This window comes from Collimonas fungivorans (assembly GCF_001584145.1).
Taxonomy (GTDB): domain Bacteria; phylum Pseudomonadota; class Gammaproteobacteria; order Burkholderiales; family Burkholderiaceae_D; genus Collimonas; species Collimonas fungivorans.
This window is the reverse complement of record NZ_CP013232.1, coordinates 1,851,941-1,865,986: the sequence shown is the minus strand read 5'-3', so window position 1 is coordinate 1,865,986 and position 14,046 is coordinate 1,851,941. Positions and strand designations below refer to the sequence as shown.

Sequence of the window (14,046 nt, the reverse complement as noted above, 5' to 3'; positions counted from 1 at the left end):
TTCGTTGGAGAGTTCTCATGAAGCGTCGACATTTCCTGCAATTTACAGCCCTGGCGGCAACCCCCACTTCCCTCTTGCTCAATCGTCCGGCCTTCGCTCAGAACGCGGGTGCGATTCAGTTTGCCTGCCCCCTGCCGATGTCGGGTCCGTTTGCCGCTAACGGCAAATATGCCGAGATGGGCATGAAACTCGTGTTGCAAAAATACAATAAGGTGCTGGGAAAGGAGCTCGCCTACAGCGTGATCGACACCGAAGGCAAACCGGCGACCGCAGTGCGCAAGTTGCAGGAGTCGATAGAAAAAGGGACTCGATTTTTCGCCGGCGGAATCCTGTCATCGGAATCGCTGGCCATGGGCAAGGAAGCGGAGAAGGGTAACAGCATTTTCGTCACCACCGCTGGCGCCGACGAAATCACTGGCAGCGAATGCAATCGCGCCACCTTCCGCTGGTCGGTGCCGACCTTCGGCGCCATCGAGCAAACCGTGCGGCCACTGCTGGAAAAGCTGCCGAAAGCCAAGCGCTGGTACACCATCACGCCGCAATATGTATTCGGCGACGGTTTGCTGAATGCGGCCAAGGCGATCTTCAAGGAAAAAGGCATAGAGCATGTCGGCAACAGCTATCACTCGCTGGCGGAAAAGGAATTCAGCGGCTACCTGACCAATGCCATCGCCAGCAAGCCGGACGTTTTGCTACTGCTGAATTTCGGTTCGCAATCCTCGGATGCGCTGCGCCAGGCGGTCAGCTTCGGCATGAAAAACAATATGACCATCCTGGTGGCCTGGGCCTCGGGCCTGGAGCAGTTCGAAGCCCTTGGCGCCGATATTTGCGACGGCGTGTATTTCGGCGCGCAGTACTGGCATGGCATCGATGCGCCATTCAACAAGGAATTCGTATCGATCGTCAACGCCGGCCTGAAGATGGATCCGAACTACAGCCTGGCCGGCTCCTACATCTGCACCAAGATCATGCTGGACGCCATGATCAAGGCTGGCAGCAGCGATCCGAAAGCAGTGATCGCGGCGATGGAAGGGATGAAGTACGAAGGCTTGACCGGTACCGAGGAGATCCGCAAGGGCGATCATCAGGTGATCAAGAATTACTACCTGCTCAAAGGCAAGCCGAAAGCGAAGATGCGCAACAAGAACGATTACGCCGACATCGTTTCCTTCGGCAAGTCCTTCCTGCCGCTCGACAAGACCATGTGCAAACTTGGCTGAAGACGGCCGGACCTGTTCGCGGCCCGGGTTCCCCTGGGTGCGCGGCAGGTCCGCCCGCTTACACATATAGAGACGTCATGAATATATATCTGCTGCAAATCGTCAACGGCATCGGTATCGGCATGCTGTATTTCCTGCTGGCGGTGGGCCTGAGCATCGTCTTCGGCCTGCTGCGTTTCGTCAACTTCGCGCACGGCGCCTTCTTCCTGCTCGGCGCCTACCTGTGCTTCCAGCTCGGCGAGCTAGGCATGAGTTTCTGGTGGACGCTGCTGGCGGCGCCGCTGACGGTAGGCGCATTCGCCTGGCTGGTGGAAAAATTCGTGCTGCGGCATATCTATCAGCTGCCGCATCATTTTCATATCCTGTTCACGGTCGGCCTGGCCTTGGTGTTGCAGGAAGCGGTGATTTCCTATTGGGGGCCGCTGGGCAATAATATTTCCCCGCCCGACCTGCTGCAAGGAGTGATCGTCGCCGGCGATTTCGTCTATCCCAAATACCGCTTGTTCGTGATCGCGTTTACTGCCGTCATGGCTTTGCTGCTGTGGTGGCTGCTGGAAGGCACCCGGCTTGGTTCGATTGTGCGCGCCGGCAGCGAATCGACCGAGATGGTCGGATTGCTGGGACTGAATATCGATCGCATCTTCAGCCTGGTGTTTGCGCTGGGCGCCGCCACCGCCGGCCTCGCCGGCGCCTTGGCGGGGCCGATACGCGGCGTTGAACCGTTCATGGGCGTGGAAGCTTTGGGGATCGCATTCGTGGTGGTGGTGATCGGCGGCCTTGGCAGTTTCTTCGGTGCGCTGGCCGGCGGCATCCTGGTGGGCGTGCTGCAAAGCCTGATGAGCACGATCTGGTCGGAAGGCGCGCACCTGATGATCTACATCGCCATGGCAGCGGTCATGCTGTTGCGCCCTAACGGCCTGTTCGGCCGTGCCAGCTAGGGAGAGCGCAATGAAGAATCTTGTCCATTTCCGCTTCACCCTGCTGGTGATCGCCGCAGTCCTCATCCTGCCGTTGAGCCTCGGGTCCGGCACACTGGCGACCGAAGTCTTGATTTTCGCGCTGGCAGCGCTAGGCTGCAACCTGCTGCTTGGCTATACCGGGCTGATGTCCTTCGGCCAAGGAATTTTCCTCGGTATCGGCAGTTATGCGGGCGGCCTGTCGCTGTTGCATTGGCATCTGCCGCTGCTACCGGCCCTGTTCTGCGCGATGCTGGCGGGGGCCTTGGTAGCGTTGCTGGTGGGCTGGTTTTCGATTCGCCAGCGCGGCAGTTATTTTGTCATGCTGACGCTGGCCTTTGCCCAGATGTTTTACTTCCTCGCTTATACGATGAAGGACATCACCGGCGGCGACAATGGCTTGCTGAATATACCGCGGCCGGACCTGGCCCTGTTCGGCCATCGGTTGATGGCGACTGGCTCGCCATGGCAATACTACGCCTTCGTCGCCGTGCTGTTCGTAGCCACATTCTGGCTGCTGCAGCGCGTCGTCGATTCCGTGTTTGGCCGCACCCTGCTGGCGATACGCGACAATGAAACGCGCGCGGCCGCTGTCGGCTATGACGTCACCCGCTTCAAGCTGGCGGCGTTCGTGATATCCGGCGCTGTCACCGGCCTGGCGGGCGGCTTGCACGCGATGATGACCGGCATTGCGCCCTTGTCCAACATCGAATATCACGCCAGCGAATCGATACTGATCATGACCGTCATCGGCGGCACCGGCAATCTTTTTGCCTCCGTGCTTGGCGCGGCGTTCTATGTCCTGATCGGCAATTGGCTATCCAGCCTGTGGCCGCGCTGGCTCATGCTGCTGGGCTTTCTCCTGATTGGCGTCAGTCTTTACATGCACAAGGGCTTGTACGGCCTGACGCAATCGCTGCTGCAAAAATTGCGGCGGCGCACTGTGGTCGAAGCTGCGCAAATCAATCGCAATCCGGCCAAGGAGGAACAATCATGAACTCGCCGATTCTCAAGGCAGTCAATGTGACCAAGCGCTACGGCAAATTCACTGCAGTTAATGGCGTCAGCTTGGACATCATGCCTGGCACCGTGCATTCGGTGATCGGGCCCAATGGCGCCGGCAAGACCACGCTGTTCCATACGCTCACCGGCAGTACGCCGATCAGCGCCGGCAGCATCCTGGTGCAAGGCGAGGAAGTATCGCATCTGCCTGGTTTCAAACGAGTGCACAAGGGATTGGCGCGTTCGTTCCAGGTGACCAGCTTGTTCCCCAACCTGAGCGTGCGCGAAAACCTGCGGCTGGCGGCACAAGGAACGCGGCCGGACCAGGCCTTCAATCCATGGCGGCGGACGGAAGCGCTGACCGCGGCCTGCGAGCTGGCCGAGGCCCTTCTGGTGCAATTGAATTTGCACACTGTCGCCGCCCGCATCACAGGCGAACTGTCGCACGGCCAGCAGCGCAGGCTGGAAGTCGGCATGGCGATGGCGGGCCGTCCGAAGGTGATTTTCCTGGATGAGCCGACTTCTGGCATGGGCATCGACGACATCGCTGAAATGAAACGCCTGATCCATGGTCTGCGAGCCAGCTATACCGTGCTGCTGATTGAACACAATATGGATATCGTGATGGACATTTCAGACCGCATTACGGTGATGCAGCAGGGACAGGTCCTGGCGGAAGGCAAACCCGATTCCATCCGCGGCGACGAACGCGTGCGCCGTGCTTACCTGGGCAGCATGATCACGGGAGGCCGCGCATGATATTGCAGCTCGAAGATATTCATAGCTACTACGGAAAAAGCCATATCCTGCAAGGCGTCTCGATCACCGTCGCAGAGGCCGAAGTGGTGACCCTGCTGGGCCGCAACGGCGCCGGCAAGACCACTACGCTGAAGAGCATTGTCGGTGTGCTGAAACCAGCGCGGGGCAAGGTCTGGTTTCAAGGCGCAGAACTGACTGGCCTGCCATCCTTCCGTATCGCCGCGCGCGGTTTGTGCCTGGTGCCGGAGCATCGCGGCATTTTCAAGCTACTGACGGTGGAAGAAAACCTGACCATGGCAGCGCACCGCGAATCGCCATGGCAACTGGCCGACATCTACCGGATCTTTCCACGCCTGAAAGAGAGGCGCAAGAACGGCGGCGGCCAGCTGTCCGGCGGCGAGCAGCAGATGCTGGCGATCGGACGGGCCTTAATGACCGCTCCCAAACTGCTGATGCTGGACGAGCCGGTGGAGGGACTGGCGCCGGTGATCGTCGACGAGATCGTGGCGCAGCTGAAGCTGATCAAAGCCAGTGGCATTGCGATTATCCTGGTCGAACAGAATCTGGAAGTCTGCACCCAGCTGGCGGACCGCCATTACATCGTTGAACAGGGAAGGATCGTGTATAGCGCCGGCAATGCGGAATTCCTGGCGGATGAGCAGGCCAAGGACCGCTATCTCGGCGTCAACCTGGCGCCAACGCCGGCTTGACGCCATCGACCATTTACGGAGCAAGCATGGACAACAAGAATATATCGGCAAGCGCAAGCCTGCGCATAGACGGCGACCGCCTGTGGCTGTCGCTGATGGAGCTTGGCGCCATAGGCGCTACGCCTAAAGGCGGCGTCTGCCGCCTGGCCCTGAGCGATCTCGACAGACAGGGCCGCGACCTGGTCGGCACCTGGGCCAGGAACATGGGCATGAGCGTCACGGTTGACCAGATCGGCAATATCTTCATGCGCAGGCCTGGCCGCAACAATGCGCTGCCGCCAGTGGTCACCGGTTCGCACATCGACACCCAGCCGACCGGCGGCAAGTTCGACGGCAACTACGGCGTGCTGGCTGGCCTGGAGGTGGTGCGGACACTGAACCAGCATGGGATTGAAACCGAGGCTCCGATTGAAGTTGCGGTCTGGACCAATGAAGAAGGATCGCGTTTCGTGCCGGTGATGATGGGCTCGGGCGTGTTTTGCGGCGCCTTCACCTTGGAGCACGCCTACGCAGCCACCGATACCGAGGGCAAGAACGTCAAGCAGGAACTGGAGCGGATAGGCTATGCCGGCCAGCAGCGCTGCGGGGATCACCCGATCGGCGCCTATTACGAAGCGCACATCGAGCAGGGTCCGGTGCTGGAGCATGCCGATACCATCATAGGCGTGGTGCCCGCGGTGCTGGGACAGGCCTGGTACGACTGCACCGTCACCGGTTTCGAATCGCATGCCGGGCCGACGCCGATGGAGAGCCGCAAGGATGCGCTGCAAGTGGCTACCTACATCATGCAGGAAGTGGTGGCTATCGCCGGGCGTCATGGTCCTTACGGACGCGGCACGGTCGGTTTCGTGCAAGTGACGCCGAACAGCCGCAACGTGATTCCCGGCGAGGTCAGGTTTTCTGTCGATATGCGCAATGTCAGCGACGCTACGCTGGATGCGATGACGACCGAGCTCGGGACCTATATCGGCAAGTTGCGCGCCACCAGCGGCCTGGACATCGTCTTGCAGCAGGTTTCTTATTTTCCGCCCTGCCCTTTCCATCCGGTTTGCATAACACAGGTGCGGGCCGCCGCCGCCCTGCTCGGCTATCCCACCATGGATGTGGTTTCCGGCGCCGGTCATGACGCAATCTATGCGGCGCGGGTGGCGCCGGCCGGCATGATCTTCGTTCCCTGCAAGGATGGCGTCAGCCACAATGAAATCGAAGATGCCAAGCCGGAACATCTGGAAGCCGGCGCCAACGTGCTGCTGCATGCGATGCTAGCCAGCGCCGTCGTGGCAAATTGAACCTTCAATTGGAAAGGGAGCAAGGCATGCTTTTGAAAATTGTGATCGCACGCATGAATCACGAAACCAATACCTTTTCGCCCATTGCAACGCCGCTGACCGCTTTTGCGCCGCAATGGGACGCCGCTGCCTACAACAGCCAGAAGGACGCACGCACCGCGATGGGCGGTTTCTTGGATATAGCCGCCGCGCTGGGCGCAACTGTCGTCACGCCGCTGGCCGCCATGGCGAATCCCAGCGCGACAGTGGCGGCGGCAGCCTATGACGCGATGTGTGGAGCGATCCTGGAGGCGGTCGCTAACGGCTGTGATGCCATCATGCTGGATCTGCACGGCGCCATGGTGGCGGAAAATGCAGCGGACGGCGAAGGCGAGCTGCTCGAAAGAATCCGCAAGATAGCGCCGTATACGCCGATCTGCGTGGCTCTAGACCTGCACGGCAATGTCACAAGAAAAATGGTGGCGAATGCCGACATCATCGTCAGTTTCAAGACTTATCCGCACATCGACATGTACGAAACCGGCGCACATGCCGGCCGTCTGCTGGCCGACATGCTGCAAGGGAAATGCCGTCCGCTGCTTGGCTGGTGTCAGTTGCCGCTGCTGTCGGCGACATTGACCAGCAACACCTCTTTACGTGCGATGCAACGCGCGGTGCAGGCCGCGCAAGCCGCCGAAACCGAGGCGGGCGTGCTGGCGGTGTCGGTGCTAGCCGGGTTCCCGCTGTCCGATTTTCGCGACGCAGGGATGTCGGTGGTGGTAGTGACGGATAACGATGCGGCGCTCGCTAACCGCGTGGCCGACCGCATCGCTCGCAGCATCTGGAACGAGCGTACCGATTTTGTCTATGACAGCAGACCGCTGCGGCAATCGCTGGCGCACGCCAGGGAATTGGCTGCAGCCGCGGGGCCGGGACCGGTGCTGCTGCTGGATCACAGCGATAACGTCATGTCGGGCGGCACTTGCAACACCATGGATGTGCTAGAAGCGGCGCTGGCGGAAGGCATGACTGATATCGGCGTGGGACCGATCAGCGATCCGCAGGCGGTGGCCGAGCTGATAGCCGTCGGCATCGGCGGGCAGGCGACGATCGCACTTGGCAACAATGTGTCGTTGTTGTCGCAAGGTATTGAGAAAACCCCGCTGCGATTGAGCGGCACGGTGCTGGCGATTAGCGACGGCCACTTCCATGTAACGGGGCCGATCTATACCGGCTCTTCCATGCAAATGGGAAAAAGCGTGTTGTTCGATATCGGCGCGGCGCAAATCGTGGTGGCAGAAGAGCGCGTGGAACCTTACGATCTCGGCGTCTTCACCAGTCTCGGCCTGGATCCGGCGCGCAAAACCTACCTGATCCTGAAGTCGCGTATGTATTGCCGCCCGGTGTTCGTCCCGATTAGCAAGGGTCTGGAAGAATGCGACTCCGATACCGGAGGGCCGACCAGCTCCAATTTCAATCTGTTCCCGATCCGTAACGTGCGCCGGCCGATTTATCCCCTGGACCAAGACACTCGCTGGTAAGCACGAGCAATTGGCTGATTTTATTGAAATCGTCGTCAATGGAGAAGATATGCCCTTCTTTTTTAAACAATCCAGTCATACGGTACAAACTCCAAAACCAGCCGGGAGCTCTTGTTTATTGAATCTGATGCGCGTCACGGCGGCCTTGATAGTGGTTTTATTTGCGGCACATGCACATGCAGATGGCGATCCGATCCTGGTTGGACAATCCGCCGTCCTCACAGGACCATTTACGCCGAATAGCTTGGCCTTTATCTCAGGCCAGACCCTTTTCTTTGACAAGTTCAATGCAGCTGGGGGCCTCAACGGCCGCCGTATCAAGGTCGTTACCTACGATGATGCTTATTTGGGCGACAAGGCCGCTGCAAACGCGGAACAGCTCATCAAGCAGGATCATGTCGTTTGCCTCTTCGGGACCATGGGAACCGCGATCGGCGCCGCCATGACGAAGGTCGCCATGGCGAACCACAGCTTTATCTTCGGCGGCTTGACGGGAGCGGAAGTTCTACGCGACACGAAACTCCCTGTCTACCATATACGAGCATCCTACGCCGATGAAGCGCGCCGTACGATGACGCATCTGCGGATTATCGGCCAGACCCGAGTTGCAGTCGTCAGTAGCGACGATGCCTATGGCAAAGGCATCGAGGAAGTTACATTGCGCGCGCTTACCGACGGTGGCAATCCCGCGGTAATTTCACTGCGCTTTGACCCGAAGCAAGATAATCTCCGCGATGTTGCCGAGCGCGTGACGAAAAGCAATGCCCAGGCTGTCTATGTAATTGCTGCCGGATTGCCTGCCATTAACGTCATCCGGGCCTTGTCAGTGCTGCCAAGCCATCCGCCCATTTATACAAACTCGGTAGGAAGTTCATTTCTTCTCTACAAGGAACTCGGTGATAAAAGCCGCGGCATTATTCTTTCCCAAGTCATGCCTCCGTTCTGGCAAACACGTCTGCGCATCACGAAAGAATACCAACAGGCGCTGCAAGGCGCAGGCCAACAAAACCAGGCTTCTTACATGGGCCTCGAAGGCTACATTACCGCAAAAGTTTTTACAGAAATGCTGCGGCGGGTATCAGGCTCAATTACGACGGAATCATTGCGCCATGCCATTGAGAATTCCGGACCTGTCGACGTAGGCGACTTCAGCATATCGTTCTCCCCCAGCAAAAAAAGCGGGTCTGATTTTGTCGACATCACATTTCTAAGCGATGGGGGAAAATTTGTTCAATAGTGGTATTTATTGTGCCGACTCACTGCATTGGAACCTGAGTACGCGTGGATCCTTGATGTCGTCACCGGACTGGCTTAAATTTCCCGTCTTTTCAAGGATGTTTACCGGTTGCTCACCGCAGATACGTTCCGCTGCTTTTTGGCAAGAGCTTGCGTCTGTCAGCAATCCGTGGCATTCAACTTCATAAATCGCCGCACCGTTCGCAATACCGATTGAATAGGCGTTGAATGTTGGCCCCCAGGCAGCAGAACAGCCAGTGAGCAATGTGGACAGGAACAATCCCGATACCATTACTTTTTTCATCGTCTTTACCTGTTTTTTTATTTGGACATACAGGCCGGATCCGCACTATCCACGTTCCCGGCCATGCTTTTACCACTGCATTGCAGCACCAACCCCAGCCGTATTACCGTTGGGGCTTAGGCCGACACCCGCGCGTACCTTGATATTTTCCGTAACGCGAGCAGTGCCGCCGATCGCCATCGCCGCATGACCCAAATAAGTCGCGGCGCCGATCCCAAGCGAGAAATTCCTTCCTTTATCCACATCGGGGATCATGGTCAATGCAGTTACCGCCGCAATCCCGGAATAAGCACGATCCGCAGTGTTATTGAGCGATTGCTGCAGCTGCCCTACTTGCTGATTGGTGTAATTGATCGCCTGTGTCACGCCAGCGTTGAGCTGACTCACGTTGACCGCATCTGTGCCGTTCACGCCAGAGGCGACATTAACGACGCGGCGCTCATTGCCGGCAGAACCGATAGATACAGTATTTGCCTCGTTCGCCACGGAATTGGCGCCTACCGCCACGGAATTGCTAGCTGTTGCCTGCGCCCCGGCGCCAACTGCGGTGGCATTGGCAGATGTTGCCTTGGCATTGCCCCCCAATGCGGTCGTACCGCTGGCGTTGGCTACCGCGCCTTGGCCTGCTGCCGTCGAGTTTTGGCCCGTGGCTACGGCATCTGTGCCGACCGCAAGTGAATTGCTGCCTGCCGCCCCCACTTCTCCAACAAACGCCTTTCCTTCACTGGATGCAATCGGAGACCTGACGGCTGCAATGGCAGTAGACGTTGATGTCGATAGCGAGCTGATATTGCTGCCGACTGTACTCAGGCCACTTGAGGTCGAGGTGGACAGCGACGTCACATTGCTGTTGGTGGTACTCAGGCCGGTCGAAGTAGACATCGACAAGGAAGCAATGCCTGTAGAGGTTGAAGTCGACAGCGACGCCACATTGCTGTTGGTGGTGCTCAGGCCGGTCGAAGTGGACGTAGACAAGGAGGCGATGCCGGTCGAGGTTGAAGTCGACAGTGACGTCACATTGCTGTTGGTCGTGCTCAGGCCGGTCGAAGTAGACGTCGACAAGGAAGCAATGCCTGTAGAGGTTGAAGTCGACAGCGACGCCACATTGCTGTTGGTGGTGCTCAGGCCAGTCGAAGTGGACGTAGACAAGGACGCGATGCCGGTCGAGGTTGAAGTCGACAGCGACGCTACATTGCTGTTGGTGGTGCTCAGGCCGGTCGAAGTGGACGTAGACAGGGAATCAATACCGCTAGTCATAGAACTCAAACCGGTCGACAATGAATTCAAGTTGCTGTTGGTAGTGCTCAATCCTGTTGAAGTCGAAGTCGACAGTGACTCGATGTTGCTGTTGGCCGTGCTCAGGCCGGTTGATGTTGAAGTCGACAGCGAACTCACGTTGCTGTTGGTCGTACTCAGGCCAGTCGAGGTCGAGGTCGACAGCGAGCTCACGTTGCTATTGGTTGTGCTCAGGCCGGTCGACGTAGAGGTCGACAGCGAATTCACGTTGCTATTGGTCGTACTCAGGCCAGTCGACGTTGAAGTCGACAGCGAGCTCACGTTGCTATTGGTTGTGCTCAGCCCGGTCGAGGTCGAAGTCGACAGCGAATTCACGTTGCTGTTGGTGGTGCTCAGACCGGTTGAGGTCGAAGTCGACAGCGAATTCACGTTGCTGTTGGTCGTACTCAGGCCAGTCGAGGTCGAGGTCGACAGCGAACTCACGTTGCTGTTGGTCGTACTCAGGCCGGTCGACGTAGAGGTCGACAGCGAACTCACGTTGCTATTGGTTGTACTCAGGCCGGTCGAAGTCGAGGTCGACAGCGAACTCACGTTGCTGTTGGTCGTACTCAGGCCGGTTGACGTAGAGGTCGACAGCGAACTCACGTTGCTGTTGGTCGTACTCAGGCCAGTCGAAGTCGAGGTCGACAGCGAACTCACGTTGCTGTTGGTCGTACTCAGGCCGGTCGACGTAGAGGTCGACAGCGAACTCACGTTGCTGTTGGTCGTGCTCAGACCGGTCGAAGTCGATGTCGACAGCGACGCTACATTGCTGTTGGTCGAACTCAAACCAGTCGAGAGCGAACTTATTCCGTTCAAAGTCGAGGTCGACAAAGAGTTCAACTGGCTGAGGTTGACCGCATCCGTGTTCTGCGTACCTGGTGCCACGTTGATAATCTGCCGTTCGCTGCCGACCGAACCCACCGACACTACATTGTTACGGGTGCCGTTGGTCGAGTTGGCCCCGATCGCCACCGAGTTCGAGCCGGCACTGACCGACGCATCATCCGAACCATCCAGCTTGCCGTCAGCTTTGAAGTAGTTGTTGACGCCGGATTTCTGCAGACCGGATACCGACGTTGAGAGCGAACTGACGTTGCTGTTGGTTGTACTCAGGCCCGTCGAGGTGGAAGTCGACAGCGAGCTCACATTGCTGTTGGTCGTGCTCAGACCGGTTGAGGTGGAAATCGACAGCGAGCTGACGTTGCTATTGGTCGTACTCAGACCGGTCGAGGTCGAGGTCGACAGCGAGCTCACATTGCTGTTGGTCGTACTCAAACCCGTTGAGGTGGAAGTCGACAGCGAGTTCACGTTGCTGTTGGTCGTACTCAAGCCTGTCGAAGTCGAGGTTGACAACGACGTAACACTGCTATTCGTTGTGCTCAGGCCGGTCGAAGTAGACGTCGACAAGGAAGCGATGCCGGTCGAGGTTGACGTCGACAACGATGCTACGTTGCTATTGGTCGTGCTTAAACCCGTTGAAGTCGAGGTCGAAAGTGATGCCACATTGCTGTTCGTCGTGCTCAGGCCAGTCGAAGTGGACGTCGACAAGGAAGCGATGCCGGTCGAGGTTGACGTCGACAGCGACGCCACATTGCTGTTGGTCGTGCTTAAACCTGTCGAAGTCGAGGTCGACAATGACCTGACACTACTATTCGTTGTGCTAAGGCCAGTCGAAGCAGACGTCGACAACGAAGTCACGTTACTGTTGGTTGTACTCAACCCGGTCGACAATGAAGCGGTAGCCGTGGAAAGCTGGCTGACATTGACGGCATCTGTCGGCGCACCGCCGGCTGCCAGGTTGGTCAACCTCCGCTCGTTGCCGCTCGATCCGACAGACACCTCTCCGGCTGGCGCAGCGCCGGAAATGGCCGCGCCCGCAAATGGCACATATGCCGCTGTCGCCTGCAACGCCGCCAGAGAAGCCGATGTCGTGCTCGACGAGCCGAGTGCGACGCCGCCGGCGTAAGCTGCATTGGCTCCGGAGCCTAAGGCAATAGCGTTCGATGCGGATGCCGTCGCAGTGTCGCCGAGCGCGAGCGCACCCGCAGCGGCGGCGTTGGAACTATTCCCCAGCGCAACGGCGCCCTGCCCGATCGCATTGTTCGCGTTGCCGATTGCCACGGCGCCGTTTGCAGCAGTCGAGCCATCCGCCTTGCCTGCCGCGGTGTTGTTGGCCCCCAAGGTGACTGCGCCGGTGCCGTTCGATGTATTGGGATCGCCGATAGCAACCGCACCGTCCCCTGTCGCTTTCTGCCCGCGGCCGATGGCCACCGCGCCGCCTGCGGCGGTACCGGAATTGGCGGTCGTGCTCGACGAACCAATCGCGACGTTTTGCCCCGTCGCACCGCTGGTCACGCCATCGCCCTGGGCGATGCCAAACGCACCATTGGCGGTCGCGCCACGGCCAACGGCAATGCCGGATGTGGCAATGGAAACAACAACGGACTGTCCACCGATCGCTATGGCATCGGTGGCGGCAGCAGAGGCGCCGCCGTTGGTATTCGTTCCCAGTGCAGTTGCACCCGTCCCAGCCGCGTTTGCCGTCCGACCAATGGCCGAGGAAAAATCGCCAATGGCGTTCGCGCCTGATCCAACAGCAACACTGCGGTTTCCATTAGCGACCGAATTTGTCCCCACCGCCAAGGCATTCGTCGCATTGGTACCGGTACTTGCCGCATAGCCGAACGCAGCTGAAGTAGCCCCAGTTGCGTTCGATAGCGTTCCGACCGCGATGGAACCAGATCCGGTAGCATTTGCGCTATTGCCGAATGCTGTGGAAGGCGCTTTACCGCCTGCGTCCCCAACGGCCGTAGCATTCGTCCCAAATGCCATATCATTGCCAAACGCCGCATTGGCATTATTGCCAAATGCCACTGCTCCTCCGCCAGTCGCTGTAGAGGTGTTTCCTATAGCGATTGTATTGGCACCATTGGCATTTGCCTTGGGACCAATTGCGACCGCTCCAGAACTGCTTGCTTTCGCATCATCAGTACCATCGTTAAGGCCAATAACCTTGAAGTAGCGGTTTGCAGCAGTAGACAAGGAAGTCAACTGTCCAAAATTGACGGCATCGGTATTCTGGGTACCGGCGGCGAGACCGCTTATCTTTCCAGCATTCAACCCAATGCCGGCGCCACTCTTTGTAATCGTTAAAGCATTGCCATTTGTACTATCTACACCATTAATGTATGTAAATCCTCCAACTGACAAGCCTTCCGGCTGCACAACAGTATTTGCGGTCTGTGTTTTTGCCCCTGAGCAGTTTGCGTTATTCGCTCCGTAGAGTTTTACCGAAGAGGTATTTGTTCCGTCCAATGCTTGACAGGCTCCGGGATCAACATTTCCGAATCCCGTATCGTTCACGATAAAATCGGCGTGCGCACCAGAAATGCCGAAAAATAAATTTCCTGCAAGTACGACTGCCATTCCCCCTGCCAGTTTTGTCGAGCCACTGCGTTTGCCGCATGCTTTCGCATTTTCTGAGACGACAACCCATGCATTGAGTGTTTCGCTATAAACAGTACGATAAATTTTATTCAAGATTAGCCCCTGTCGCGCAAACGCTTGCAATACCTGATCGGTTGCGCCTCAACGGTATTACTCAAAATTGCGTGATATGAATTATTAAAATTAACAAGTCGATATTTAATATTTATAAAATGATAACAACATGATTGGCATTATTAATAAGGTAAAATTGCCAAACTGATTTATTTGATCTTTATCAAGGATTCGATTTAGATATTAATCGCAGCCAATTTGCATTATTTCT

10 protein-coding genes and 1 pseudogene are annotated in these 14,046 nt (G+C 57.6%); 8 read left to right on the top strand and 3 right to left on the bottom strand.

Translation table 11 applies throughout. The features are described 5' to 3' along the window. The first annotated feature begins 17 nt into the window (after window positions 1-17). The 8 genes from CFter6_RS07965 to CFter6_RS07930 all read left to right on the top strand — a co-directional run bounded on the left by CFter6_RS07965 (window position 18) and on the right by CFter6_RS07930 (window position 8,693). Complete coding sequence (locus CFter6_RS07965) at window positions 18-1,220, top strand: ABC transporter substrate-binding protein (protein ID WP_061539474.1); 1,203 nt, start codon at window positions 18-20, stop codon at window positions 1,218-1,220. 77 nt (window positions 1,221-1,297) lie between these two features. Beyond that, a complete protein-coding gene (locus tag CFter6_RS07960; RefSeq protein WP_061539473.1) occupies window positions 1,298-2,158 on the top strand; it encodes a branched-chain amino acid ABC transporter permease in 861 nt (286 codons plus the stop codon). Between the two features lie 10 nt (window positions 2,159-2,168). After that, window positions 2,169-3,173: a branched-chain amino acid ABC transporter permease gene (locus CFter6_RS07955; RefSeq protein ID WP_061539472.1), complete on the top strand. Its 1,005-nt coding sequence runs from the start codon at window positions 2,169-2,171 to the stop codon at window positions 3,171-3,173. Next, complete coding sequence (locus tag CFter6_RS07950; protein WP_061539471.1) at window positions 3,170-3,937, top strand: ABC transporter ATP-binding protein; 768 nt, start codon at window positions 3,170-3,172, stop codon at window positions 3,935-3,937. The genes CFter6_RS07955 and CFter6_RS07950 overlap by 4 nt, the downstream gene beginning before the upstream one ends. Beyond that, window positions 3,934-4,647, top strand: a complete 714-nt coding sequence (locus CFter6_RS07945) for an ABC transporter ATP-binding protein (RefSeq protein WP_061539470.1) — start codon at window positions 3,934-3,936, stop codon at window positions 4,645-4,647. Before CFter6_RS07950 ends, CFter6_RS07945 begins: the two co-directional genes overlap by 4 nt. A gap of 26 nt (window positions 4,648-4,673) precedes the next feature. After that, window positions 4,674-5,936 carry a Zn-dependent hydrolase gene (locus CFter6_RS07940; protein WP_061539469.1) on the top strand — a complete coding sequence of 421 codons (1,263 nt, stop codon included), beginning with the start codon at window positions 4,674-4,676 and terminating at the stop codon, window positions 5,934-5,936. A 26-nt stretch (window positions 5,937-5,962) separates the two neighbouring features. Beyond that, window positions 5,963-7,456: a M81 family metallopeptidase gene (locus CFter6_RS07935; protein WP_061539468.1), complete on the top strand. Its 1,494-nt coding sequence runs from the start codon at window positions 5,963-5,965 to the stop codon at window positions 7,454-7,456. 10 nt (window positions 7,457-7,466) lie between these two features. After that, window positions 7,467-8,693 carry an ABC transporter substrate-binding protein gene (locus CFter6_RS07930; protein ID WP_150118677.1) on the top strand — a complete coding sequence of 409 codons (1,227 nt, stop codon included), beginning with the start codon at window positions 7,467-7,469 and terminating at the stop codon, window positions 8,691-8,693. Window positions 8,694-8,699: 6 nt separating this feature from the next. Here CFter6_RS07930 and CFter6_RS25545 read toward each other — a convergent pair whose 3' ends face one another. The 3 genes and pseudogenes from CFter6_RS25545 to CFter6_RS26765 form a co-directional block, all read right to left on the bottom strand. After that, window positions 8,700-8,996 (bottom strand): hypothetical protein, encoded by a 297-nt coding sequence (locus tag CFter6_RS25545; RefSeq protein ID WP_150118676.1) that lies wholly within the window; start codon window positions 8,994-8,996, stop codon window positions 8,700-8,702. Window positions 8,997-9,065: 69 nt separating this feature from the next. Next, entirely contained in the window at window positions 9,066-9,482 is a 417-nt protein-coding gene (locus tag CFter6_RS26370; protein WP_236904661.1) for a YadA-like family protein, read from the bottom strand. Between the two features lie 138 nt (window positions 9,483-9,620). After that, window positions 9,621-13,814, bottom strand: a pseudogene (locus CFter6_RS26765) (ESPR-type extended signal peptide-containing protein); the annotation flags it as partial. Window positions 13,815-14,046 lie beyond the last annotated feature (232 nt).

What these genes read in the sequence shown, in the direction of transcription:
- CFter6_RS07935 (WP_061539468.1), top strand. Translation starts at nt 5,963, where the DNA reads ATGCTTTTGAAAATTGTGATCGCACGCATGAATCACGAAACCAATACC.
- CFter6_RS07965 (WP_061539474.1), top strand. Translation starts at nt 18, where the DNA reads ATGAAGCGTCGACATTTCCTGCAATTTACAGCCCTGGCGGCAACCCCC.
- CFter6_RS07950 (WP_061539471.1), top strand. Translation starts at nt 3,170, where the DNA reads ATGAACTCGCCGATTCTCAAGGCAGTCAATGTGACCAAGCGCTACGGC.
- CFter6_RS25545 (WP_150118676.1), bottom strand. Translation starts at nt 8,996, where the DNA reads ATGAAAAAAGTAATGGTATCGGGATTGTTCCTGTCCACATTGCTCACT.
- CFter6_RS07960 (WP_061539473.1), top strand. Translation starts at nt 1,298, where the DNA reads ATGAATATATATCTGCTGCAAATCGTCAACGGCATCGGTATCGGCATG.
- CFter6_RS07940 (WP_061539469.1), top strand. Translation starts at nt 4,674, where the DNA reads ATGGACAACAAGAATATATCGGCAAGCGCAAGCCTGCGCATAGACGGC.
- CFter6_RS07955 (WP_061539472.1), top strand. Translation starts at nt 2,169, where the DNA reads ATGAAGAATCTTGTCCATTTCCGCTTCACCCTGCTGGTGATCGCCGCA.
- CFter6_RS07945 (WP_061539470.1), top strand. Translation starts at nt 3,934, where the DNA reads ATGATATTGCAGCTCGAAGATATTCATAGCTACTACGGAAAAAGCCAT.